The sequence below is a fragment of the Quatrionicoccus australiensis genome (genome assembly GCF_020510425.1).
Lineage (GTDB): Bacteria > Pseudomonadota > Gammaproteobacteria > Burkholderiales > Rhodocyclaceae > Azonexus > Azonexus australiensis_A.
Window position 1 is genome coordinate 2,149,794 of the sequence record NZ_JAHBAH010000001.1, and the last position, 23,986, is coordinate 2,173,779.

The window sequence follows — 23,986 nt, forward strand, 5'->3', positions numbered from 1 at the left end:
TTTTCCGCCGGACCCCCCGATGTCTCAAGCTCAAGCCGATACCCGCGCCCTGCGCAACGCCCTCGGGCAATTTGCTACCGGTATCGCCATCGTTACCGCCATCGATCCGGATGGCCATCCCATCGGGCTGACCGTCAATTCCTTTTCCGCCGTGTCGCTCGACCCGGCGCTCGTCCTCTGGTGCCTCGACAACGGCTCGCACAACCTGGCCGCCTTCCAGCGCGCCAGCCATCACGCGATCAACATCCTGTCGGTTGACCAGAAGGATCTCTCCAACCGTTTCGCCACCTGGCCGGCCGACCGCTTCGTCGGCATCGACTGGCACGCCGGCGCCGGCGGCGCTCCGGTTTTCCCCGGTTGCTGCGCGACTTTCGAAGTCGCCAACGCAACGCAAACCGCTGGCGGCGACCACACCATCTTCATCGGCCGCGTCGAACGCTACGCCCAGGCCAGCGAACTCGCCCCACTGCTTTTCCACGCCGGCCAGTACCGCACGCTCGCCGACTCCTGAGAAAGATTGAACCGACCGCCTTCTGCGCATAGAATGGCGGCCAGTCACCCAGAGCGGGCGTCGTATAATGGTAATACCCTAGCTTCCCAAGCTAGAGCCGTGGGTTCGATTCCCATCGCCCGCTCCAACTGATTCAGACAGGCCGTTGATCTGTCATTGAAAAGCCAACCTCAACGGGTTGGCTTTTTTGTTGTCGGGTCGACAAGCGATTCGCAGGTTTTTCTCTCGTCGACCGTCCTGGAACCCGAATGAACAATCCCTTCCTCGAAATTGCCGAGTTGCAGTTCCTGCAGGGCGACGATGCGGCGGCCTTGCGCACGGCGCGGATGGGGCTGGCCTTGGCGCCGCTGCATCCCGAGTTGCTGGAAATTGCGGCGACTTGCGCGGAGCGCCTGGGAGATGACGCTGCAGCTGCCGATGGCTGGCAGGCCTTGTTTGCCGCCGACCCGGCCGCGATCCATGCCCTGAACAGCCTGGCCCTGGCGCGCGAGCGGCTTGGCCAGCCGGCGGCGGCCGAGACGGCTTATCGCCAGGCGTTGGAACTGCTGCCGGACGATGCCAACCTGCACGCCAATCTTGGTTTGCTGCTGGAAAAATCCGGGCGTCTGGACATGGCGGAGGATCACCAGCGGCGGGCGGTGGCGCTGGCCCCCGATTCGGCCGAGATCCATTCCAACCTGGCGGCACTGCTCGCCCGGACCGGGCGCGAGGTGGAGGCGGAAAGTCTTTATCGGATGGCGATCCGGCTCGATCCGGCGTTTGCCACGGCGCATTCGAATCTTGGCGTATTGCTCGTCGATACCAGCCGCGAGGCGGAGGCCGAGGTGAGTTTTCGCGAGGCGCTGCGTCTGCAGCCGGATTATCTGCAGGGGCGGATGAATCTTGCCCAGTTGCTGCTCATGCAGGGGCGTCTGGCGGAAGGCTGGCCGCTTTACGAAAGCCGGCAGCAGGTCTATGTCGAGGCGGGCAGCGGTCCGGCCGTGCGTTTGCCGCCTTGCCCGCAATGGCAGGGCGAGTCGCTGGCCGGCAAGTCCATCGTCGTGCTGCCGGAGCAGGGGATGGGCGACGAGATCCAGTTCGTGCGCTATCTCGTCTGGCTGAAGGCGCAGGGGCCGGCACGCCTGACCCTGGTCTGCCGGGCGGCGCAGAAGGCCTTGCTGCAGACGCTGGCCGGGCCGGATGTCGTACTTGAACTGGGCGAGGCGGCACCGTATCTGGCCGCGCACGATTACTGGGTCTTTCTGCTCAGTTTGCCGCTGCATGCCGGCACGACGCTGGCGACGATTCCGGCGGCGGTTCCGTATCTGTTTGCTGACCCGCTGCGGCGCGAGCGTTTCGCACCGCTGTTGGCGGGCGAGGGCTTGCGCGTTGGCGTCGTCTGGCGCGGCAATCCGTTGCACAGCAACGATGCCGATCGTTCGCTGCCCGGCCTGGAAACGCTGGCGCCGCTGTGGGCGATTGCCGGCGTGCGCTTCTTCAGCCTGCAGAAGAGTCCGCTCGAATTGCCGCCGCCTCCCGCCGGACAGCCGCTGGTCGATCTCGCGTCACAGCTTGGCGATTTTGCCGATACGGCGGCGGCGCTGGCCGGGCTCGACCTGCTGGTCACGGTCGATACCTCGGTCGCTCATTTGGCCGGTGCGCTTGGCGTGCCGTGCTGGATGCTGCTTCCCGTCTATAAATCCGACTGGCGCTGGCAGAAAGGGCAGAGCGACAGCCCGTGGTACCCTTCCCTGCGCTTGTTCTGGCAGACGCAGCGCGGCGATTGGGCGGGTCCGGTGGTTGAGGTCGCGGCGGCCTTGCAGGATTTTTTGCAGGCGAGACAGATCGCCTGAAAGTTGCCCGTTTTAAGCGGTCGACCGCTAAAAAGCAGCGATTTTGCTGTCAGCCAAGCAGCTTGCGCTGGTCGAGGAATTTTTCCAGGATTTCGAGGCGGGCGAGCGGGTCTTCGAGTTCGAGCAGCTTTTGCTTGGCGAGATTCTGGACGGGCAGGATCTCGGTGATGCGGTAGCCGACCCATTCCGCGTCGTCGAAATGATGCGGCTCCGGCATGCGCTCCGGACCGAGGTCGCCGACCACGCGGCGCAGCAGCGGCAGCAGGCGCTGGCGCTCGGGCGGCACGGCGAGCGGGCCGTTGTCGGAGATGATCTCGACGCGTGCTTCCTGCAATTGGGCGGCGCCCAGGCGTTTTTCCAGAATGCGGAAGCGGCGACTGCCGCGCGCGGTGATCTGCAGGATGCCGAGTTGTTCCATTTCCCAGTCGCCGATCTCGGCCAGCGTGCCGACCGGGTGCGGTTCGGCAGCCGGGCCGGTTTCTTCGCCGCTGGCGATCAGGCAGATGCCGAAGGGCTTGCTTTCCTTCATGCAGGCGGCGGCCATGTCGAGATAGCGCTGCTCAAAGATCTTCAACGGCAACACGCTGCCGGGAAAGAGCACGGTCTGCAGCGGGAAGAGCGGAATGTCCATGGTTTCGACGACGGGGCCGGATGGCGTGCGGGAAAAATCGAACCAGCCCATCATTCGCCCCAGCGTTGCATCAAGGTGTGCGGCACGCCGACCTGGTCGAGGACGCGGGCGACTACGAAGTCGACGATGTCCTGCACGCTTTGCGGGTGCTGGTAGAAACCGGGGCTGGGCGGCAGGATGACGGCACCGGCGCGTGACAGGCGCAGCATGTTTTCGAGGTGGATGGCCGAGAACGGCGTTTCACGTGGAACCAGCACCAGCTTGCGGCCTTCCTTGAGGACGACGTCGGCGGCGCGTTCGATGAGATTGTCGGCCAGGCCCTGGGCGATGGCGGCCAGCGTGCCCATCGAACACGGGCAGACGACCATCGCGTCGGGCGGGTTGGAACCGGAGGCGACCGGCGCGAACCATTCCTCGCGGCCGAAAACGGCCAGTTTTTCCGCGTCGACCGTTGGGAAGCGGGCGAGCAGGGCAGCTTTGGCCTCGCTCGGCCGTGACGGCAATTCAAAATCCAGTTCCTGCCGCGCGACGACCTGGGAGGCCTGCGAGTAGAGCAACTGCACTTGGCAGCCGGCGGTGAGCAGGCATTCCAGCAGGCGCAGGCCGTAGGGCATGCCGGAGGCGCCGGTCAGGGCAAGGCAGATGGTCTTGGGCATTAGCGGACTTCCGGTGGGGCGGGTTCAGCCAGCAGTTTAGCCGCGATCAGGCCGTTGATGGTGCCGAAGACCAGCGCCGCGCCGGCAAAGACCGGGGTGAGCAGGAAGACGCCGTCGTGTGGGATCAGCCAGGCGCGGGCGAGCAGCAACTGGCCGCCGATATGCGCGAAGGCGGCGAGGATGGACAGGCTGACCGGGCCGAACCAGCGCTGCGGCAGATGCCGGGCGAGGCCGAGGGTGAGCAGGCTGAGCGTGGTGCCGGTCAGCGACAGGAAGAAGCCGGGCGCTAGGAAATAGCCGAGTAGCAGGCTGCCGGCCAAAACCCGCAGGCCGCTGACCCAGACCGCCGTGCCCCAGCCGTAGCGGGCGAGGACGACGAGGGTGACGATATTGGCAAGGCCCGGCTTGACGCCGGGCAGCGGCGACGGGATCGCCGCATCGACCAGCGACAGGCCGACCGCTGCGGTAGCCAGCCAGGCGACGCGACGGTCTTCGGCGGTGACCACGATTTGAGTCACGCCGGGCCGTGGCCCGGGGTCTCCTCGCGACGAGTTTGCTGCGCCTTCGGCGCGAGTATTGTCTGTCGCGCTCGCCTCGCCATGAATGGCAGCGCCTGCACCAGACGCGTGCTCAGTAACTGATCGAGTCATAGACCTTGGTCCGGCCGGCAATCTGGACGCTGACGCGGTTCGGGGCGCAGATGGCGATTTCGCCGGGGCGCATCAGCCAGCCCTGCTTGACGCAATACTGGCGCGGCCCGGGATCGGAGATGACGCGGGCGCGGCCGGGCTCGATGGCGATCAGTGTCGTGCCGAGCGGGCCGCTGACTTCGAATTGCTTGCGGCTGCGCAGGTCGACTTCGGCAAAGACCTGACCCTCCTGGCGAATGATCGCGCGCTCGGCCATGCCGCCTTGCCAGAAGAGCGGAATGCTGCCGCCGACGGCCAGGGCGCCGAGCAGCATGACCAGCCAGTCGCCGGGGCGGAGCAGGTTCAGCCAATGCATGGCGGCTGGTGTGGGCAGGCAGGCAAGGAAAGGCCGCTCAGCCGGCCAGCGTACGGTGGCGGACCAGAACGCGGGCCTGCCGGGCAAACTGGCGGCCCAGCCATTCCGCGATGTAAACCGAACGATGCTGGCCGCCGGTACAGCCGATGGCCACGGTCAGGTAATTGCGGTTGTCGCGGATGTAGGCGGGCAGCCAGTTGCTGACGAAGCGGCTGATGTCGTCGCGCATGCGGCGGACTTCCGTTTCGCCTTCGAGGAAGTCGATGACCGGCTGGTCGCGCCCGGTGAGCGGGCGCAGTTCGGTGTCGTAATGCGGGTTGGGCAGGCAGCGCACGTCGAAGACGAGATCGGCATCGAGCGGCAGGCCATGCTTGAAACCGAAGGACTCGAACATCAGGGTCAGGCCCTGGCCGGGTTCGGCTTCGATGAACTGGCGCACCCATTCGCGCAGCGCGTTGGCTTTCAGACCGCTGGTGTCGATGCGGTGACCGAGATCGGAAATCGGGGTCAGCATGTCGCGCTCGGCGCGGATCGACTCTTCCAGCGTCTGGTCGGCGGTGGCCAGCGGGTGGCGGCGGCGCGATTCGGAGTAGCGCTTGAGCAGCGTCTCCTGATTGGCGTGCAGGAACAGGAAATTGTGGCGTGTGCCGCTTTCGGTCAGCTTTAGCAGCTTTTCCGGCAGAAGTTCGATGCCATGCCCGGAGCGGGCATCGATGGCAACCGCCACCTTGGCGATCTGTTCTTCCTTGAGCATGCCGACCAAGAGCGTCAGCATCGACACCGGCAGGTTGTCGACGCAGTAGTAGCCGGCATCTTCGAGCAGGTGCAGGGCAACCGACTTGCCTGAGCCGGAAAGGCCGCTGATGAGAATGAGTTCCATCAGCCAGAGCATAATCAACGCGGCGCGGCCCGGCAACCCGCGGCATAATAGAAATAAACAAGGAGATGCTCATGCCCTCGCCCCTTCCCCTGCTCGAATTGCCCTTTCTCGCCGAGTTGACCGCCCAGCGCCGCGATATCCACGCGCATCCCGAACTGGCTTTCGACGAGAACCGGACGGCCGAACTGGTCGCCCGCGAACTGGAGCGTTACGGCCTGGAAGTGCATCGTGGCATCGCCAAAACCGGCGTCGTCGGCGTGTTGCGGGCGGGTTCGTCGGAGAAAATGATCGGCCTGCGTGCCGACATGGATGCGCTGCCGCTCTGCGAACTCAACGAGTTTCCGCACCACTCGAAACACCAGGGCAAGATGCACGCCTGCGGCCACGACGGGCATACCGCGATGCTGCTCGGCGCGGCGCGCTATCTCGCAGCGAATCCCGACTTTGACGGCACCGCCGTGTTCATTTTCCAGCCGGCCGAGGAGTCGGAGGGCGGTGCCGCGGTGATGATCGAGGACGGCCTGTTCGAACGTTTCCCGGTCGATGCGGTATTCGGCCTGCACAACTGGCCGGGCATCCCGGTCGGCGAGATGATGGCGATGCCGGGCCCGGTGATGGCCGGCACCTGTGCCTTCGAGATTTTCGTGCGCGGGCACGGCTGCCATGCCGCGATGCCGCACCAGGGCGTCGACTCCATCGTCGCCGGCGCGCAACTGGTACAGGCGCTGCAGACCGTGGTCAGCCGCACGCTGCATCCCTGCGAGTCGGCGGTGGTCAGCGTCACGCAATTCCATGCCGGCGAAGCCTGGAACATCATTCCGGAAGAGGTCGTCTTGCGCGGCACCATCCGCAGTTTCAAGCCCGAGGTGCAGGAGAACGTCGAGCGCGCCATCGAGCGTTTGTGCAGTGGCATTGCGGCCGCCAACGGCGCCCAGATCACGGTGCATTTCGATCATCGTTACCCGCCGACGGTCAACAGTCCTGCCGAGGCAAAATTCTGTCAGGCTGTCGCCAGCTCTGTGTTTGGACAAGAGCGTGTGCTCACTGACATCCTGCCGTCGATGGGGGCGGAGGACTTCGCCTACATGCTGCGCGAAAAGCCGGGCTGCTACGTCTGGCTCGGCAACGGGCCGGGCACTGGCGGTTGTACGCTGCACAATCCGCATTACGATTTCAACGACGAACTGCTGACGCTTGGCGTCAGCTACTGGGTACGCCTGGTGCAACAGGCCATGCCGCGGACCTGAAAACATGCATCCGGCCAAGGTCGACCGGTGCCGGCTCGGTCAACTCACCGATTTGCCCAATATTGGTCCGGCCTGTGCCGCTGATCTGCGTCTGATCGGCATTGGCGAGCCGGCCCAACTGGTCGGGCGCGATCCCTACGCCATGTACGCGCAGCTTTGCACCGTGACCGGGCAGCGCCACGACCCCTGCGTGATCGATGTCTTCATCTCGATCACGCGTTTCATGGCTGGCGAAGCGGCGCAGCCGTGGTGGGAATACAGCGCCGAGCGCAAGCGCCGCTTGGGTTCCGCTTAAACCCGGAAGCGGGCGACCGACTGGCTGAGGGCGCCCGAGACGTTTTTCAGGCGACCGGCCGAGCCGACCACGTCGCGCATTGCCCGGTCGTTCTGCTCAATCAATGCCTGCACTTGTTCGACGTGCGACTGGATAGCGTGCTCGGTCTGACTTTCGACATCAATGGCCTGGGCAATGCGTTGCACGACCTGGCTGACTTCGAGCGAACTGGCGTTCATGCGATTGAAAGCCTCGCGCGCCTGATGCGACAGTTCGACGCTGTGGCCGACCTGCAGCAGTCCTGATTCCATGCCTTCGACAGCGCGCTGGGTACCGTTGCGGATGCGGTCGACCATGGCGGAAATCTCGGCGGTTGACTGCGTGGTCCTTTCAGCCAGCTTGCGCACTTCATCGGCCACCACGGCAAAGCCGCGCCCCTGTTCGCCGGCGCGGGCCGCTTCGATGGCGGCATTGAGGGCGAGCAGATTGGTCTGGCTGGCGATGTCGGAAATGACGCCAAGGATGGAGTTGATCTGTACCGACTGGGCGCCGAGTTCCTGGATATGGCCGGCGGTCACGCGTACCGACTCGGCCATCGCTTCGGTTTCGACCGCCGTCCTGCCGGCCAGAGCGGCGCCGCTGTCGGAGATGCTGCCCGATTCGGCAACGATGCGCTCGGCTTCGCTGACGGCGCTCATCACTTCGTTCAGGCTGCCGGTCAGGTTTTGCGTATTGCCGACCATGGCGCTGGCCAACTGCAGTTGTTGCGTACTGCCGGCGGCAACGAGATCGGTGGCATCGGCGACCTGGCGGGCGGTCTGGTCTACATCGCGGGCATGGCCGGACAGCGTGCCGACCAGCTGGCGCAGGTGTTCCTGCATGGCGGCGAGGGCGGCGAGCAGGCTGTCGCGGTCGTTGCCGAGCAGGCTGATCGGCTGGGTGAGATCGCCGGTTGCCACGGCATTGGCCACCTGGCGGGCGTAAGCCGGTTCGCCGCCGAGTTCGCGGCGGACATAGGCGAGCGTCGTTACAACGCTGCCGATACCGATCGCCACGGCGAGCAGGGCGAGGCCGAGGATGATTTTCTGCTCGCGTTCGACCTGGCTGGTGACTTCGCTGCGATGGGTTTCGGTGAGCTTCTGCAGAGCCTCGATATCATCGAGCAGGGCTTTCTTGAGGGCACGCCAGGCCGGCGTTTCCTTGCTGTTGATCAGGGTTTTCGCTTCGTCGAGATGGCCGCTCTTGAGTGCTTCCATGACCTGTTTCTGGGCGTCGGCCTGGGCGCTGGCGAGTGGCTCCAGACGGCTCACCGAACTGGCAAAACCGTCGACGGTGGCGGCGGCCCGGCTGGCCGTATCGCGCGCTGTGGCGAAATCCTTGCGCGCCTTTTCGAGATTTTCGAAGGCTTTCGGATTGGCCGGGTCGAGCACGATATTGCGCAATGCCTGCCCCATCTGCAAGCCTTGCGCATACATTTCGCGGTAGCCCTGGTTGAGGCTGCCGACGCCGTCGAGAAAAGCGCCGAACTGGGCGGAGGAGGAGTGGAGGCCGCCGTAGGCAACAACAACTGCGGTGATGAAGGCGGCCATGATCAGTGTCATGCCGAGCAGCAGCCGGTTACGGAAACTCATGGCAAAACCCCTTTGTGAATTAGGGTTTTATTATACTTATCCGGCAAATTTTGGCGCAGATTGCTGATGCTTTACATTTTTGTTGTTTCAGGTCTGTCTCGTTTGCCTTGCAACAAGCGGCACAGGGCTTGGGCGCTGGTTATCACAAAAGCCTATTGGCATTTTTTCTGCCTCGTTCAGGCTGCCGCCTTGCTGACGACAGCAAGGCTTGGCCGTTCTTCCATGCCCTTTTTCAGGGTCAGGTAGCGCAGGCAGGAAACGCGCAAAAAGGACGAGAAATTGTCGATTTCGCCGCGATAGGCCAGTAATTCATCATAAAGCCGGGCGATCAGCTGGTTGGTTGTGAATCCGTCACTCGCGGCGAGTTCGGCCAGGATGTCCCAGAACAGGTTTTCCAGGCGGATCTTGGTGACGCAGCCGTGGATGCGCAGCGAGCGCGAACGCGACTCGTAGAGGATGGGGTCGGCCTTGACGTAAAGCTCGCACATCGCTGCCTCCAGTGCTGAGGAAAGGGCGGCCGCGACTGGCCGCCCGGATACGACATCAGAGTTCGATGCGCGTTCCCAGCACCTGCAGGAACTTGGCCAGCCAGTCCGGATGCGCCGGCCAGGCCGGGGCGGTGACCAGCTTGCCGTCTACCTTGGCCTGGTCGACCGGGATGTCGGCATAGATGCCGCCGGCTGCGCTCACTTCCGGGCCGCAGGCTGGGTAGGCGCTGCAGGTGCGGCTGGCCAGCACGCTAGCCGCGGCGAGCAGCTGGGCGCCGTGGCAGATCGCGGCAATCGGTTTATTGGTATTGGCGAAATGCTGCACGGCGGCAATCACCTGCGGGTTGAGGCGCAGGTATTCCGGGGCGCGGCCGCCGGGAATGACCAGCGCGTCGTAGTCCTCGACCTTGATTTCATCGAAGCTGGCGTTGAGCGTGAAATTGTGGCCCGGCTTCTCGGAATAGGTCTGGTCGCCCTCGAAGTCGTGGATCGCGGTACGCACCTGCTGGCCGGCCTTTTTGCCCGGGCAGACGGCGTGGACCGTATGGCCGACCATCAATAGCGCCTGGAAGGGCACCATGGTTTCGTAGTCTTCGGTGTAGTCACCGGTGAGCATGAGGATTTTCTGCGCTGCCATGTTTGTCTCCTTGGAATTGATATTGCGGCAAGGGACATTCTCGGCATATCGCAGGACAGCGGGTAGCAGCCGGTTGCTACCGGCATGAAAAACTCAGCCGGCGCTCAGCCAGCCGTCTTCGAGCTGCAGCGCGCCGACCAGCAGCAGCTCGCGTTCGAGGCGCTCGCACAACAGGTCTTCCGGCAGGTCGAGGTAGCGTTTGTTTACGTCGACGGCAAAGGGTAGGCCGAGGATGAAGCCGGCGAAGTCCGTCTCGCGCAGACGGCGTTTTTCCATCATGGCGAAGGAAGCGATAACCTTGATCGCATGCCAGGCCAGTTTGTCGATGCTGGCGGCGAAACTGTCGAGGCGGCGGAAAGCGCGCTCGAAAGCGAGGTCGACCGCTGCGAACGGGCTGCCATGACCGGGAATGACGATGTCGATCGGCAGGTGGGCGAGCATTTCCAGCGTTGCCCGCGTGCTCGCCAGGCCGTCGGCCTCGCCGAGCAGTTCCGGGAAGATGACGCCGAAGCCGTTTTCCCAGAGCGCATCGCCGGAGATCAGGATGCGCCGCTCCGGGTTGTAGTAGGCGAGCGCTTCCATGTCGTGGCCGGGTACGGCCAGCGCCTGCCAGTTCAGGCCGCCCATGGCGAACTGGTCGCCCGGCGCGAGCAGGCTGTCGTGCTGGAAGCGGCCGCCTTGCTGGCCGAGCGGCGAGAGGAGCAGGGCGTTTTCGTCCCAGTCGGCAATCACTGCATGCAAGCCGGCCGGGACGACGATTTCGCAGCCATGGACGGCCTGCAGCGCCGCGTTGCCGCCGATATGGTCGGAGTGCGAGTGGGTATTTATCAGTCTTTTGAGGCGTCGACCGTCCAGCGCATTGCCGACCAGTTCGACGGTCTGCGCCGCATGCGTGACATAGCCGCTGTCGATCAGCGTTGCTTCCGGGCCGTCAAAACACAGGATGTTGTTGGCCGACAGCCAGCCGCGCTCGAGGACGAGCAGCGAGTCCGGCAGGCCAGGCTTCATGCCGGCGTATCCAGAGCGTGGTCAGCGGGAGCGGGGGTATCTACGGGCGAATTGCCGGCCGCATCGCCTTGCGGCTCGTCCAGCGGCGGCCGGCCGCAGCCCAGGCAGTAGCCGGAATCGGGGTCGAGCTCGCAGATGCCGACGCAGGGGTAGAGGTCTTCCAGGTTATCCATGGGATTTCGTTGGGCAATGGTTGGTAGCGGCACCGGCTTGCTCGCGGCGGCGGGCGACAGCGGCCAGAATCAGCGCGCGACCGGCATCGTCGCTGCGCGACCAGCGGGTGATTTCGTCGATGGTGCGGTGGCAGCCCTGACAGAGGCCGCTCTGCGCGTCCATCTTGCAGAGGTTGATACAGGGGGAAGCAAGCATCAGATCAGGATGTAACGGTGTTGCCGGTCGCGCACTTTTTCCAGGGCTGCCAGGGCATCCTGGCGCGGAATCCGGACGAGCATGGCTATGTGCTGACGCCGGTCGCGGCTGATAAGTTCCGGGAAATTCAGTGTTTGCGCCGACGTGTCGTCGGTCGGCGTCTTTTGCACGACCCCCAGCCGGTCGACCGTAATGTTGACCGGACGCAGGAAAAGCGCGGTTTCCGGTGTACGCAGGAAGTCGCAGAGTGAATCGGCCAGATGTTCGGGCATCAACAACTCGGTATTCTGGCGCAGGCGGAAATCGAGTTCGGCGAGGTGCCGGGTGTGCGATTCGGCCAGGTGCTGCTCCATGCTCTTGCCTTGCGCGGCGAACTGCGCGTGCTCGACCGAGGCATCGCTACGCAGGCTCTGCCGTTCGCGGCGCAGCGCATCGACGTGGGCATTGAAGGAATGCAGCAGGCTTTCCAGCGCCTTGGTGCGCAGGCGTTCCCGGGTCAGTTCGGGATCGTTGTCGGGTTCGACCAGGGTCTGGTCGGAAAAATAGAGGATTTCCTGCGCCACGTCGTTGCGGATGATGTCGCCCTGCTGCGCCATGCCGAACTGCTTTTTCTGCTGCCGGCGGGCAGCCAGCATGGCGAAAAAATATTCTTCGGCAAAGGATTCCGGCTGCTCGAGAAAATCCTGCAACTTGTGGCAGCGGCCGAGCATTTCGTCGATGTCGCCCGCGGTTGCGAACAGCGCATGGATCAGCGGGTCGGCACCGAAGGCACGGCGGTCGATGTCGATCGGGCCGGGCAGCGCCGCGACCAGCCCTGTGCAGTAAGCGAGTGCATGCTCGACGGCGGGGGCAAGCTGGCGTTCGAGGTTGGGCACGACACGCAGCAAGGGATCGACCATGCCGATGACGTGGTCGATTGCAGCCTGCAGGCTGGCAGCGGGCGGGGGGGACGGCTTCAGTAAATCAGCAACGGCAGAGAAAAGGCTCACTCGGCATTCTTGGCGCAGATGGCCCGGCCGGCCTTGGCGCCGTTCGGGCGATTGATGGTCCTGGAAATCCAGTCACCGATAGCCGTCAGTGTAGCCAGATTGATGCCGGTTTCAATGCCCAGGCTGCTTAATAAATAGACAACGTCTTCGGTCGCGACATTGCCGGAGGCACCTTTGGCGTAGGGACAGCCGCCCAGCCCGGCAATCGAGCTGTCGAAAGTCGCCATGCCGAGTTGCAGCGAGGCGTAAATGTTGGCAATCGCCATGCCGTAGGTGTCGTGGTAATGCCCGGCGAGATGCTCGACCGGAATTTTGCGCGCACAGGCCTCGATCATGCGGCTGACGCTGGCCGGGTTGCCGACGCCGATGGTATCGCCCAGCGACACTTCGTAGCAGCCCATGTCGTACAGGGTGCGGGCGACGCTGGCCGCCTGCTCGGGGGCGATGTCGCCTTCGTAAGGGCAGCCGACGACGCAGGAAACATAGCCGCGGACGCGGATTTCCAGCGCGCTGGCCGCAGAAACGATGGGTTCGAAGCGTTTCAGGCTCTCGGAAATCGAGCAATTGATGTTTTTCCGGGAAAAGCTCTCGGATGCGGCACCGAAAATGGCGACTTCATCTGCCCCGGCCTGGATCGCGGCATCGAAACCCTGCAAATTCGGGGTCAGCGCGGCGTATACCGTACCGGGCCGGCGGCGGATGCCCTGCATCACCGCCGTGTTGTCGCCCATCTGCGGCACCCATTTCGGCGACACGAAGGAGGTCGCCTCGATGACCGGCAGCCCGGCTGCGGCCAGCCGCTCGATCAGCTCGATCTTGATTTCGGTCGGGACGACCTGTTTTTCATTCTGCAGCCCGTCGCGCGGGCCGACTTCGACGATTTTGACTTTGCTGGGGAGATTCATGGATGGACCTCGTGTACTCCCTCCCCTTCAAGGGGAGGGCCAGGGTGGGGATGGGTTTGGGCAAGTGCGGCCATGATGCTTTCGATGACTGCTTCCGTTTCCTGAAAAACCTGATTGTTCCAGAAACGAAGCACCCGAAAGCCTGCTACCTGAAGGAAGCGCGTCCGTTCATTGTCTGCGCTAGCTGTTTCCGCATGTTGCCCACCATCAAGTTCTATGACCAGCTTCCGTTCCAGGCAGACAAAATCGAGAACACAGTTGCTGAAAGGATGTTGGCGCCGAAACTTCACGCCAAGCTGTTTGCCGCGCAGGAATCGCCAGAGAAAGCGCTCGGCGTCAGTTGCTTCTTTCCTGAGTTCCTGAGGAATCCGGTTTTTTTGCAACCACGTGTTGTCTTGTCCTTGCATTCTCTGACCCATCCCCCACCCGGCCTCCCCCTTGAAGGGGGAGGGGCTTAGTTTGTCTCGAATTCGACCAATGCCGCGCCGTCGCTGACCTGTTCGCCGGCTGCGTAGCAGAAGGCCTTGACGGTACCGGTGGCGGGGGCGGTGATGGTGTGTTCCATTTTCATCGCTTCCAGAATCAGCAGCGGCGTACCTTTTTCCACCTTCTGGCCGACCTGCGCGAGCAGGGCGACGACCTTGCCAGGCATCGGCGCAGTCAGGCCGCCACCGTGGCTGTCCCCGGCATCGACACGGTGCAGCGGGTCATCGCGCAGAAGTGAGTACGTGCTACCGTTGAGGAATACGGCGCGTTTCCCGTCTACGCCAACGACGCTGGCGATCAGGCGGCGGTCGTCGAGTTCGACGGCAAAACGGTCGCCATCCAGTTTCTTGCCGCGTGCCTGCGTCGTTTCACCGTGCAGCGTGATCCGCCAGTGATCGTCCTGATAACGGACATGCGCGTCGACCAGCGTTTCGCCATCGCGGAAGCTGATCGTGCGCGCCGAACTCAGGTTCATGCGCCAGCCGTCGCGGGCGTGCCAGGGCGAGAACGGATCGCCGCTGCCTTTGGCGGCCTGCCGGGCTGCATGCTGTTCCCAGAGCAGTTCGCCGACCGTGGCCACCAGCAGCGCATCGCGCGGCACGGCCTGGGCGGCGGGGAAAAGGAATTCCTTCTGGCGTTCGATCAGGCCGGTGTCGAGGTCGGCGCCGGCAAAGGCCGGGCAGGCGACAAGGCGCGACAGAAAATCGATATTGGTGGTGACGCCGGCGACGCGGTAGTCGGCCAGGGCCTTGCGCATGCGGGCCAGTGCGGCAGCGCGGTTTTCGTCCCAGACGATCAGCTTGGCGACCATCGGGTCGTAGTAGGGCGTGATCTCGTCGCCTTCTTCGACGCCGGTATCGACCCGGACGTTGATCGACTCGGCGGGCGGCGTCAGGCGGATCAGCCGGCCGGTCGAGGGCAGGAAGCCCTTGTTCGCATCCTCGGCGTAGATGCGTGCTTCGAGTGCGTGGCCGCGGATCTGCAACTGGTTTTGCGCAAGCGGCAGCGGTTGACCGCTGGCGACGCGCAATTGCCATTCGACGAGGTCCTGGCCGGTGATCATCTCGGTGACCGGATGTTCGACCTGCAGGCGGGTGTTCATTTCCATGAAGTAGAACGAGCCGTCCTGATTGGCGATGAACTCGACCGTGCCGGCGCCGACGTAACCGACCGCCTTGGCTGCGGCAACCGCTGCTTCGCCCATCTCGCGGCGGCGCTCCTCGCTCATGCCGGGGGCGGGCGCTTCTTCCAGCACCTTCTGGTGGCGGCGCTGCACCGAGCAGTCGCGCTCGAACAGGTAAACGCAGTTGCCGAGGCTGTCGGCAAAGACCTGGATTTCGATGTGGCGCGGCTTGGTGATGTATTTCTCGATCAGCACGTGATCATTGCCGAAGCTGGAAATCGCCTCGCGCTTGCAGGAGGCCAGCGCATCGGGGAAATCCTCGCTTCTCTCGACCAGGCGCATGCCCTTGCCGCCGCCGCCGGCTGCCGCCTTGATCAGCACCGGGTAGCCGATCTGGTCGGCTTCCTTGTGCAGCAATTCTGGCGTCTGATCGTCGCCGTGGTAACCCGGCGTCAGCGGCACGGCCGCCTTGCCCATCAGTTTCTTGGCTTCGGACTTCGAGCCCATGGCGCGGATCGCCGAAGCCGGCGGGCCGATGAAGGCGATGCCGGCCGCGGCCAGCGCATCGGCGAAATCGGCATTCTCGGAAAGGAAGCCGTAGCCGGGGTGGACCGCTTGGGCGCCGGTGCGCCGGCAGGCGTCGATGATCTTCTCGGCGACCAGGTAGGACTCGCGGGCGGCGGCCGGGCCGAGCAGCACGGCTTCGTCGGCGAGGCGGACATGGCGAGCATTGGCATCGGCCTCGGAATAGACGGCGACGGTGCGGATGCCGAGGCGGCGTGCGGTTTTAATTACCCGGCAGGCTATTTCTCCGCGGTTGGCGATGAGGATCTTGTTGAACATGGCTTATTCCCCTATCCAGGCAGGCGAACGTTTATCGAGAAAGGCGGCAATGCCTTCGCGGGCTTCCGGCGTGGCGCGCAGGTGGGCGATGCGGTGGGCAGTTTCCTCGACCAGGGTTTCGTTGACCGGCTGGCCGGCGACGGCGCGGATCAGGTCCTTGGCCGCAGCCTGGGCGAGCGGGCCGCCCTGGAGCAGGGCGGTGGCGATTTCCTGCACCTTGGCATCGAGCTGTTCGGCGTCGACACATTCGTGTACCAGGCCGATTTCGCGGGCGCGTTCGGCGCTGATGCGCTCGGCCGACTGGAAGTAGCGCGTCGCCTGACGGGCGCCGATGGCGCGTAGCACGTAGGGCGAAATGGCCGAGGGGATGATGCCGAATTTGACTTCTGAGGTCGCAAACACGGCTTTTGTCGCGGCGACAGCGACGTCGCAGGCGGCAGCGAGACCCATGCCGCCACCGAGCGCGGCGCCCTGGACACGGGCGATGGTCGGCTTTTTCATCTCGGCCAGCGTGCGCAGCATGCGGGCGAGGGCACGCGCGTCGTTGAGATTGTCGTCGAGCCCGTTGTTGGCGGCGCGCTTCATCCAGTTCAGGTCGGCGCCGGCCGAAAAGCTTTTGCCGCGGCCGGCGAGGACGACGACGCGGACGTCCTTGTCTTCATCGAGGGCGATGCAGGCGGCGGTGAGTTCGGCGATCAGGAGTTCGTCGAAGGCGTTGTGCAGGTCGGGCCGGTTCATCCAGATCGTGGCGACCGGGCCGGTGAGTTCGATTTCCAGGGCTTGGAAGGGCATGGTTTGTCTCGTTTTGTTGTTTGGGCTTTGTTTAGTTGGTGGGGGTGTGCTTGGTCTCGGCTACGGTGGGTGTAGCGCTTGTTTTACGTTGGGGTTCCGCCTTGCGGGCGGGCGTACTTTCTTCTTGCTTCGCCAAGAAGAAAGTAGCCAAAGAAGAAGGCGACCCCCGGGTCGGCGCCGGGCGTTGCCCGGTCCCTTGCGCTACTCGGCAGGCCGGGCGGCTTGCTAAACTCGCCTGCGGCTCAGACAGACGCAAGCCGAAACCCCCGGCCAGCCTGCGTTGCTCAGCGCCTCTCAGGGGGACCCGAAAGGCGTCGCCGCCGAACCGGTAGAGATGGTTTTGGGTTGTTTCCAGCGGTCGACCGTTAAAAATAAGGCTATTCCTTTTTTCTTCCTGGGCAGAGCCGTCGTTCCGAGACGCTTTTCCGGGTCCCCATGTGGAGCGCCGAGCAACGGAGAAGGGCCGAGTTCCGCAGCCGCCCGGTCCTTTGAGTAGCGCAGGGGAGTCGGCAACGCCGACCGCGTAGCCTGGGGTCGCCTTTTCTTTGGCTACTTTCTTTTGGCGAAGCAAAAGAAAGTACGCCCGCCCGCAAGGCGGAACCCCAAGCCTGTCAAACGGAACCCCAAGCTCATCCAACGCAACTCCATACCGAATCGAGCGAGATCTCATTTAAAAGAAGCCCCCTCCCGAATCAGCCCCGCCATCGGCTGCCCAGCCAGCGCCTCAACCAGGCTGGCCTGATTAACCGCCGGCTGGTTCTGGCTGACCTTCCATTTGCCAATGAGACGGTCAATCGAAATCTCGATCCCGACAATCGCCCCAAGCATTTTCTCGATGTAATCAGCCGGTGCATCACCAACCGCCCAAGGCTTGGCCAACCCGCCCTCGTGTTCGGCGGTCAACGCCGTCAATTGCGCCAAAAGCCAGTCGGTGTCGTCGACCAGCTGCAGGCGGCCATGCGCATGCACGGCGCAGTAGTTCCAGGTCGGTACGACCTTGCCGTGTTCGGCCTTGGTCGCGTAGTTGGAAGGGCTGATGTAGCACTCGTGCCCCTGGAAAATGACCAGAATTTCGCTGTCGACCGTCTGGCGCGCCAGCGGATTGCCGCGCGCGACATGGCCACGCAGCGTGCCGTGGGGGCCGGCTTCCGTATCGAGCAGCAGTGGCACATGATTGGCCTCCAGCCCGTCGGGTCCGTGCGTGACGACGGTGGCGAGCGGGAAGGCGCGCATCAGGTCATGCAGGCGGGCCGGGTCGCTGACTGCGAAGTGCTTGGGCAGGTACATCGTCTTACATCCGGAAGATGCCGAACTTCGTTTCTTCGGCCGGCGCGTTCATCGAGGCGGAAAGGCCGAGGCCGAGGACGCGGCGGGTGTCGGCCGGGTCGATGATGCCGTCGTCCCAGAGCCGTGCCGAGGCGTAGTAGGGATGGCCCTGCGTCTCGTATTGCTCGCGGATCGGCGCCTTGAAAGCGGCTTCTTCCTCGGTGCTCCAGGTCTTGCCGGCCGCTTCGATGCCGTCGCGCTTGACCGTGGCCAGCACGCCGGCCGCCTGTTCGCCGCCCATCACCGAGATGCGCGCGTTCGGCCACATCCACAGGAAGCGGGGCGAGTAGGCGCGGCCGCACATGCCGTAGTTGCCGGCACCGAAACTGCCGCCGATGACGACGGTGAATTTCGGCACCTTGGCGGTGGCGACAGCGGTCACCATCTTGGCACCGTCGCGCGCGATGCCGCCGTTTTCGTACTTGCGGCCGACCATGAAGCCGGTGATGTTCTGCAGGAAGACGAGCGGAATGCCGCGCTGGGCGCAGAGTTCGATGAAATGCGCACCCTTGAGGGCCGATTCGCTGAACAAAATGCCGTTGTTGGCGACGATCCCCACCGGGTAGCCGTAGATGCGGGCAAAGCCACAGACCAGCGTCGTGCCGTAGCGGGCCTTGAATTCGTCGAAGTCGGAGCCGTCAACGATGCGGGCGATGATCTCGCGCACGTCGAAAGGCTTCTTGGCATCGGTCGGAATCACGCCGTACAGTTCTTCCGGGCTGAACAGCGGCTCGGTCGGGGCGGTCAACGTGACTGGCGGGGCCTTTTTCCAGTTCAGATCCTTGACGATGCGCCGCGCGATGGCCAGCGCGTGCGCGTCGTTCTCGGCCAGATGATCGACGACGCCGGAGATGCGCGTATGCACGTCGGCGCCGCCGAGGTCTTCGGCCGAGACGACCTCACCGGTTGCCGCCTTGACCAGCGGCGGGCCGCCCAAAAAGATCGTGCCCTGGTTCTTGACGATGATCGACTCGTCGCACATCGCCGGCACGTAGGCGCCGCCGGCCGTGCATGAGCCCATCACGGCGGCAATCTGCGGGATGCCGGCAGCCGACAGGTTGGCCTGGTTGAAGAAGATGCGGCCGAAATGTTCCTTGTCCGGGAAGACCTCGTCCTGCATGGGCAGGAAGGCGCCGCCGGAATCGACCAGATAGATGCAGGGCAGGCGGTTTTCCAGGGCGATTTCCTGGGCGCGCAGGTGCTTTTTGACGGTCAGCGGGTAATAGGTGCCGCCCTTCACCGTCGCATCGTTGGCAACGATCATGCATTCGATGCCCTCGACGCGGCCGATGCCGGCGATCACCGAGGCGGCCGGTACGTCGCCGCCGTACATGCCGTAGGCCGCGAACTGGCCGATCTCAAGGAAGGGCGTGCCGGGATCGAGCAGGGCGCTGACCCGCTCGCGCGGCAGCAGCTTGCCGCGTGCCAGGTGCTTCTGGCGCGCCGCTTCCGGGCCGCCGAGGGCGATCTTCTCGACCTTTTCATGCAGGTCGGCGACAACCGTGGTCATCGCGGCCGCGTTGGCCTGGAAGTCGGCGCTGCGCGGGTTGAGTTGGGATTTCAGGATGGTCATGTCTCCTCGCTTCTTTTATGTGTGCGTTGCCTGAAAAATCGGGTGGGGTGCTACAACTCTTTTTCCTGTTTCAGCCAGTTGCTGACCGGTTCCGGCTGGAATGCCGCCATCGCCGCGAGCAGGCGTTCGCCGTCGCTGTCGGCCAGTGCCATGGCGCGGTTCTGCGGACGCAGGAAACCTTCGTCGACGGCATGGTCGAACAGCGCCAGCAGCGGATCGTAGAAGCCGTTTACATTGAGCAGGCCCATCGGTTTCACGTGAAACCCGAGCTGGCCCCAGGTCAGCACCTCGCAGAATTCCTCGAAGGTGCCAAAGCCGCCGGGCATGGCGATGAAGCCGTCGGCCAACTCGGCCATGCGCGCCTTGCGCGTGTGCATCGAGTCGACGACTTCCAGGCGGTTGAGCGCGCGGTGCTCGACATGGCGGCCATCGACCTCCTTGCCCATCAGCGCCTGCGGAATGACGCCGATGACGCTGCCGCCGGCACTCAGGCAGGCATCGGCAACGACGCCCATCAGCCCGACATTGCCGCCGCCATAGACCAGCTCGATGCCGCGTGCCGCCAGCAGGCGGCCGAGCTTTTCGGCTTCGTTGCGGTAGAGCGGGTTATGGCCGGGGTTGGCGCCACAGAAGACACAGATACGTTTCATGTTTTTCTCGGTTGTTACTGCTTAGAAACCGCCGCTTTCCAGCCAGTGTTCGATCTGCGGCAGGCGGTCGGCGCCGAAGAAGTGTTCGCCGTCGATGATCACGTGCGGCGAGCCGAAGACGCCGGCGGCCAGCGCCTGCGTGCATTCGTCCTTGAGTCTGGCCTTGATTTCCGGGCTTTGCAGCGCGGCGGCCAGCGCCGTACGGTCGACGCCCAGATTTGCGGCAATTTCCAGCACGGTGTCCGGCGACGAAATATCAAGGTCGGTGACGAAGAAGGCGCGATAGACGGCGTGCGCGAACTGCCGGGCGAGCGCGCAGTCCTGGCCGTGCAGCCAGTAATAGGCGCGCGCCGCGTTCTGCGTCGGCAGCGGGAAGCGGCTTGGCATCTTGTAGGGAATGCCCATGTGGCGGGCCGAGCGGGCGAAGTCGTGCAGCATGTACTGGCCCTTGCTGCTGATGCCGTCGGCCGGCGGGCGTGAGCCGGTGGCCTGGAAGATGATGCCGAGCAGGATCGGGTGCCATCTGACCTTGCGCCCGTGCCGGGCGGCGACGGCGTCGATTTTCTCGGCCAGCAGGTAGCCGTAGGGGCTGGAAAAATCGAACCAGAAGTCGAGCGGGGCCTTTTCTGCTGTTTCGTTCATGTTTGTCTCCGTGAGGTTGGCGGCGGTCGCCGGTTTTTTGTCTTTTGTACCGGTCGACCGCTGGCTGTTGCTTATTCGGCGGCGATAGAGCGCCCGATCACCAGACGCTGGATATCGTTGGCACCTTCGTAGATCTGGCAGATGCGCACATCGCGGTAAATGCGCTCGACCGGGAAGTCGCTGGTGTAGCCGACGCCGCCGTGAATCTGGATGGCGTCGGAGGCGATCTTCTCGGCGGCTTCCGAGGCAAACATCTTGGCCATCGAGGCTTCCTTGAGGCAGGGCTTGCCGGCATCCTTCAATTGGGCGGCGCGCCAGACCATGAGGCGGGCGGCGTCGAGCAGGGTGTTCATGTCGGCCAGTTTGAAGTTGACTGCCTGGTGGTCGATGATCGGCACACCGAAGGTGACGCGCTCCTTGGCGTAGCGCACGGCGGCTTCAAAGGCGGCACGCGCCATGCCGATGCTCTGCGCGGCAATGCCGATGCGGCCGGCTTCGAGGTTGGAGAGGGCGATCTTGTAGCCTTCGCCTTCCTTGCCGAGCAGCGCCGAGGCCGGCACGCGGCAGTTTTCCAGGATGATCTGCACGGTGTCGGAAGCGTGCTGGCCCATCTTGTCTTCGGTACGGCCGACGATGAAACCGGGCGTTGCGGTCGGAATCAGGAAGCAGGAAATGCCCTTCTTGCCGGCCGCCTTGTCGGTGACGGCGAAGACGATGGCCATCTGGGCGTGCTTGCCGGTGGTGATGAACTGCTTGACGCCATTGAGGACGAAGAAGTCGCCATCCTTGTCGGCACGGGTGGTGATCGCGGCGGCGTCGGAGCCGGTGTGCGGTTCGGTCAGGCAGAAGCAGCCGAGCTTTTCGCCGCGGGCGAGCGGCTTCAGCCATTCTTCCTTCTGCGCATCGGTGCCGTATTTCTGGGTGATGCCGCAGGCCAGCGAGTTCTGTACCGAGACGATGGTCGAGGTGGCGCCATCGCCGGCGGCGATTTCTTCCAGGGTCAGGACCAGCGACATGTAATCCATGCCGGCACCGTCCCATTCTTCCGGCACGACCATGCCGAGCGCGCCGAGCTCACCGAGCTCCTTCAGGGCCTGGGCCGGGAAGGTGTGGTTGCGGTCCCATTCGGCGGCAAAGGGGGCGAGGCGTTCCTGCGCGAAGCTGCGCATGGTGTCGCGGATCATTTCCTGTTCTTGGGTCAGAATCATGTGCGAATCTCCAGAGAAGTTTTTTGTTGTGTGGTGAGCCAGACGCCGGCAATGACCAGCAGGCCCCCGACAAGTACCGACAGGCCGAGTCGCTCGTCGAGCAGCAGCGCCGCCTGCAGTACGGCAAACACCGGGACCAGATTAATGAAAATCGAGGCATGGCCGGCGCCCAGCTGGTGCACCGCTTCGGTGAACCAGGTGTAGGCGATGGCGGTGCCGAAAATGGCAAGAAAAAGCATGGCGGCCCATACCTGCCCGGACCATGTCGCCGGGGCCATGTCACCCTGAACCAGGGCGGCGATCCCGAGGAAAGCCGCGCCGACCAGGCTGCCGTAGAGTGTCGTGGCGAGTGGTGACAGTGTTTTGGTCGCCTGCCGGCCGATGAAGGTATACGCCGCCCAGCTCAGCACGCAGCCGATAATCAGCCATTCGCCGACCCCCACCGTGCCCTGGATCAGGGCCAGTGGATTGCCGTTGCCGATCACCGTCAGGCAGCCGGCCAGCGCGATCGCGCTGCCGAGTGCCTTGCGCCGGTTCATGCGTTCATGGCCGAATAGCCAGGCGGCCAGCACGATGACCACCGGGTTGAGCGCCACGACCAGTGCGCCGCGGCCGGCGGTGATGTGCTGCAAGCCGTAGAAAAAGCACAGGCCGTAAAGAAATATCCCGAAAAAGCCCAGTCCGCAGACGACGCCCCACTCACGGCTGCTGCGCAAGCGCGGCAGCGTCCGGCCGGAAAGCAGGAGCGCCGCGGCCAGCACCATGGCCGTGACCACGAAGCGGATGGCCGCGATGCCGAGCGGAGCAGATACCTCCCGGGCAATGATGCGCCCGGCGATCCAGGTGCCTCCCCAAAAGAACATCGCGGCGACCAGTTTGGCGTAGGTAAGCGGAAGGGCCTTTTGCGGCAATTACAGCATTTCCACCGCGAGGGCCGTGGCTTCGCCGCCGCCGATGCAGAGCGAGGCAACGCCGCGCTTCTTGCCGTATTTCTTCAGTGCACCGAGCAGCGAAACGACGATACGCGCGCCGGAGGCACCGATCGGGTGGCCGAGCGCACAGGCGCCGCCGTGGATGTTGACCTTGGCCGGATCGAGCTTGAGGTCGTGCAGCGCGGCCATGGTGACGACGGCGAAGGCTTCGTTGATTTCGTAGAGATCGACGCTCTCGGCGGTCCACCCGGTTTTTGCGAACAATTTCTGCATCGCGCCGACCGGTGCCGACGGGAACAGGGCGGGGACGCCGGCATGCGTGGTGTGCGCGACGATGCGGGCAACCGGGCTGAGGCCGAGCTTGGCAGCCTGCGATTCGCGCATCAGGACCATGGCGGCAGCGCCGTCGGAAATCGACGAGGAATTGGCGGCGGTGACCGTGCCATCCTTCTTGAAAGCCGGCTTCAAAGTCGGGATTTTTTCGACGTTGACCGCAAACGGGCCTTCGTCCTTGTCGATGACGACGTCGCCCTTGCGGCCGGCGACGGTGGTCGGGGCGATTTCCCAGGCGAAGGAGCCGTTGTTGCTGGCCTCGATGGCGCGGGTGGTCGAGCGGACGGCGAATTCATCCTGTGCTTCGCGGGTGAAACCGTAAGTGGTCGCACACTCTTCGGCAAACGTGCCCATCAGGCGGCCGCGGGTTTCCTTGCTGTAGGCGTCTTCAAGACCATCCATGAACATGTGGTCGAACATCTGGCCGTGGCCGAGACGATAGCCGCCGCGTGCCTTGGCGAGCAGGTAGGGGGCGTTGGTCATCGACTCCATGCCGCCGACTACGGCTGCGCCGTAGGAGCCGGCAAGAATGCCGTCGTGGCCGAGCATGGTCGCCTTCATGGCGGAACCGCACACCTTGTGAATGGTGGCGCAGCCGGCGGAAATCGGCAGGCCGGCCTGCAGGGCGGCCTGGCGGGCCGGGGCCTGGCCCTGGCCGGCTTGCAGCACGCAGCCCATCAGCACTTCCTCGATCAGGTTGGCGTCGATGCCGGCGCGCTCGACGGCGGCCTTGATGGCGACGGCACCGAGGTTGGCGGCGGTCAGGCTGGCAAAGCCACCCTGAAAAGCCCCCATCGGAGTGCGGGCGGCGGAAACGATAACAATGGGATCGGTCATGACGGGTTCCTCAGGTAATTGTTCGGAAAAATGAGATGGGGGCTTTCGGCGCAGGCTAACTTCGCGCAGCGAACGTTAAGGCGCGCAGCGCCGGCCGGAGTCAAACGCCCCCATGGCGGTACGGGCGGCGGAAACGATGACAATCGGGTCGTTCATGCTGATTTCTCCTGCGTGCTTG

General features: G+C 64.2%; 27 protein-coding genes and 1 tRNA gene. 5 read left to right on the plus strand and 23 right to left on the minus strand.

All coding sequences use genetic code 11. The features are described 5' to 3' along the window. Positions 1-19: 19 nt before the first annotated feature. The 3 genes from KIG99_RS10305 to KIG99_RS10315 all read left to right on the plus strand — a co-directional run bounded on the left by KIG99_RS10305 (position 20) and on the right by KIG99_RS10315 (position 2,343). Positions 20-511 (plus strand): flavin reductase family protein, encoded by a 492-nt coding sequence (locus tag KIG99_RS10305; RefSeq protein WP_226460088.1) that lies wholly within the window; start codon positions 20-22, stop codon positions 509-511. A gap of 53 nt (positions 512-564) precedes the next feature. Continuing rightward, positions 565-638, plus strand: a tRNA-Gly gene (locus KIG99_RS10310). 121 nt (positions 639-759) lie between these two features. After that, positions 760-2,343 (plus strand): tetratricopeptide repeat protein, encoded by a 1,584-nt coding sequence (locus KIG99_RS10315; RefSeq protein WP_226460089.1) that lies wholly within the window; start codon positions 760-762, stop codon positions 2,341-2,343. A 49-nt stretch (positions 2,344-2,392) separates the two neighbouring features. Here KIG99_RS10315 and KIG99_RS10320 read toward each other — a convergent pair whose 3' ends face one another. The 5 genes from KIG99_RS10320 to rapZ form a co-directional block, all read right to left on the minus strand. Then, positions 2,393-3,028 (minus strand): LON peptidase substrate-binding domain-containing protein, encoded by a 636-nt coding sequence (locus KIG99_RS10320; RefSeq protein ID WP_319002371.1) that lies wholly within the window; start codon positions 3,026-3,028, stop codon positions 2,393-2,395. After that, positions 3,025-3,630, minus strand: a complete 606-nt coding sequence (locus tag KIG99_RS10325; RefSeq protein WP_226460090.1) for a flavin prenyltransferase UbiX — start codon at positions 3,628-3,630, stop codon at positions 3,025-3,027. Before KIG99_RS10325 ends, KIG99_RS10320 begins: the two co-directional genes overlap by 4 nt. Continuing rightward, positions 3,630-4,139, minus strand: coding sequence for a Gx transporter family protein (locus KIG99_RS10330; RefSeq protein ID WP_226461809.1), 510 nt, complete (start codon positions 4,137-4,139; stop codon positions 3,630-3,632). The genes KIG99_RS10325 and KIG99_RS10330 overlap by 1 nt, the downstream gene beginning before the upstream one ends. Positions 4,140-4,260: 121 nt before the next feature. Then, entirely contained in the window at positions 4,261-4,635 is a 375-nt protein-coding gene (locus KIG99_RS10335) for a NusG domain II-containing protein (protein ID WP_226460091.1), read from the minus strand. 37 nt (positions 4,636-4,672) lie between these two features. Beyond that, the gene (gene rapZ / locus KIG99_RS10340; RefSeq protein WP_226460092.1) at positions 4,673-5,515 is read right to left on the minus strand and encodes an RNase adapter RapZ; all 843 of its coding nucleotides are present in this window, start codon (positions 5,513-5,515) and stop codon (positions 4,673-4,675) included. A gap of 71 nt (positions 5,516-5,586) precedes the next feature. Between rapZ and KIG99_RS10345 the strand changes: the two genes are divergently transcribed. Both KIG99_RS10345 and KIG99_RS10350 read left to right on the plus strand, forming a co-directional pair. Next, positions 5,587-6,762: a M20 aminoacylase family protein gene (locus KIG99_RS10345; protein WP_226460093.1), complete on the plus strand. Its 1,176-nt coding sequence runs from the start codon at positions 5,587-5,589 to the stop codon at positions 6,760-6,762. 4 nt (positions 6,763-6,766) lie between these two features. After that, complete coding sequence (locus tag KIG99_RS10350) at positions 6,767-7,057, plus strand: helix-hairpin-helix domain-containing protein (protein ID WP_226460094.1); 291 nt, start codon at positions 6,767-6,769, stop codon at positions 7,055-7,057. Here KIG99_RS10350 and KIG99_RS10355 read toward each other — a convergent pair. The 18 genes from KIG99_RS10355 to KIG99_RS10440 form a co-directional block, all read right to left on the minus strand. After that, a complete protein-coding gene (locus KIG99_RS10355) occupies positions 7,054-8,667 on the minus strand; it encodes a methyl-accepting chemotaxis protein (protein WP_226460095.1) in 1,614 nt (537 codons plus the stop codon). The two genes, KIG99_RS10350 and KIG99_RS10355, sit on opposite strands and share 4 nt — an antisense overlap. A gap of 176 nt (positions 8,668-8,843) precedes the next feature. Next, positions 8,844-9,155, minus strand: coding sequence for a ribbon-helix-helix domain-containing protein (locus tag KIG99_RS10360; protein ID WP_226460096.1), 312 nt, complete (start codon positions 9,153-9,155; stop codon positions 8,844-8,846). Positions 9,156-9,210: 55 nt separating this feature from the next. Next, a complete protein-coding gene (locus KIG99_RS10365; RefSeq protein ID WP_226460097.1) occupies positions 9,211-9,792 on the minus strand; it encodes a DJ-1/PfpI family protein in 582 nt (193 codons plus the stop codon). Between the two features lie 93 nt (positions 9,793-9,885). Then, a complete protein-coding gene (locus tag KIG99_RS10370; RefSeq protein ID WP_226460098.1) occupies positions 9,886-10,800 on the minus strand; it encodes an MBL fold metallo-hydrolase in 915 nt (304 codons plus the stop codon). Beyond that, on the minus strand, positions 10,797-10,973 hold the full coding sequence (locus tag KIG99_RS10375) for a DUF1289 domain-containing protein (RefSeq protein ID WP_226460099.1): 177 nt from the start codon (positions 10,971-10,973) through the stop codon (positions 10,797-10,799). The genes KIG99_RS10370 and KIG99_RS10375 overlap by 4 nt, the downstream gene beginning before the upstream one ends. Beyond that, positions 10,966-11,169, minus strand: coding sequence for a DUF1289 domain-containing protein (locus KIG99_RS10380; RefSeq protein WP_404817878.1), 204 nt, complete (start codon positions 11,167-11,169; stop codon positions 10,966-10,968). Before KIG99_RS10380 ends, KIG99_RS10375 begins: the two co-directional genes overlap by 8 nt. Continuing rightward, positions 11,169-12,158, minus strand: a complete 990-nt coding sequence (locus KIG99_RS10385) for a hypothetical protein (RefSeq protein ID WP_226460100.1) — start codon at positions 12,156-12,158, stop codon at positions 11,169-11,171. The genes KIG99_RS10380 and KIG99_RS10385 overlap by 1 nt, the downstream gene beginning before the upstream one ends. Further along, a complete protein-coding gene (locus KIG99_RS10390) occupies positions 12,155-13,063 on the minus strand; it encodes a hydroxymethylglutaryl-CoA lyase (RefSeq protein ID WP_226460101.1) in 909 nt (302 codons plus the stop codon). Before KIG99_RS10390 ends, KIG99_RS10385 begins: the two co-directional genes overlap by 4 nt. Next, positions 13,060-13,470, minus strand: a complete 411-nt coding sequence (locus KIG99_RS10395) for an endonuclease domain-containing protein (RefSeq protein ID WP_226460102.1) — start codon at positions 13,468-13,470, stop codon at positions 13,060-13,062. The genes KIG99_RS10390 and KIG99_RS10395 overlap by 4 nt, the downstream gene beginning before the upstream one ends. A 47-nt stretch (positions 13,471-13,517) precedes the next feature. Then, entirely contained in the window at positions 13,518-15,515 is a 1,998-nt protein-coding gene (locus tag KIG99_RS10400; RefSeq protein WP_226460103.1) for an acetyl/propionyl/methylcrotonyl-CoA carboxylase subunit alpha, read from the minus strand. Positions 15,516-15,518: 3 nt separating this feature from the next. Continuing rightward, positions 15,519-16,307 carry an enoyl-CoA hydratase/isomerase family protein gene (locus KIG99_RS10405; protein WP_226460104.1) on the minus strand — a complete coding sequence of 263 codons (789 nt, stop codon included), beginning with the start codon at positions 16,305-16,307 and terminating at the stop codon, positions 15,519-15,521. Between the two features lie 666 nt (positions 16,308-16,973). Beyond that, entirely contained in the window at positions 16,974-17,594 is a 621-nt protein-coding gene (locus KIG99_RS10410) for an FMN-binding negative transcriptional regulator (RefSeq protein ID WP_226460105.1), read from the minus strand. 4 nt (positions 17,595-17,598) lie between these two features. Beyond that, on the minus strand, positions 17,599-19,206 hold the full coding sequence (locus KIG99_RS10415; RefSeq protein ID WP_226460106.1) for a carboxyl transferase domain-containing protein: 1,608 nt from the start codon (positions 19,204-19,206) through the stop codon (positions 17,599-17,601). Positions 19,207-19,256: 50 nt separating this feature from the next. After that, positions 19,257-19,856, minus strand: coding sequence for an LOG family protein (locus KIG99_RS10420; RefSeq protein ID WP_226460107.1), 600 nt, complete (start codon positions 19,854-19,856; stop codon positions 19,257-19,259). A 21-nt stretch (positions 19,857-19,877) separates the two neighbouring features. After that, positions 19,878-20,498, minus strand: coding sequence for a 2-hydroxychromene-2-carboxylate isomerase (locus KIG99_RS10425; protein ID WP_226460108.1), 621 nt, complete (start codon positions 20,496-20,498; stop codon positions 19,878-19,880). Between the two features lie 71 nt (positions 20,499-20,569). After that, entirely contained in the window at positions 20,570-21,706 is a 1,137-nt protein-coding gene (locus KIG99_RS10430) for an acyl-CoA dehydrogenase (RefSeq protein ID WP_226460109.1), read from the minus strand. Continuing rightward, the gene (locus KIG99_RS10435) at positions 21,703-22,617 is read right to left on the minus strand and encodes a DMT family transporter (RefSeq protein ID WP_226460110.1); all 915 of its coding nucleotides are present in this window, start codon (positions 22,615-22,617) and stop codon (positions 21,703-21,705) included. Before KIG99_RS10435 ends, KIG99_RS10430 begins: the two co-directional genes overlap by 4 nt. Beyond that, positions 22,618-23,808 (minus strand): acetyl-CoA C-acyltransferase, encoded by a 1,191-nt coding sequence (locus KIG99_RS10440; RefSeq protein WP_226460111.1) that lies wholly within the window; start codon positions 23,806-23,808, stop codon positions 22,618-22,620. Positions 23,809-23,986 lie beyond the last annotated feature (178 nt).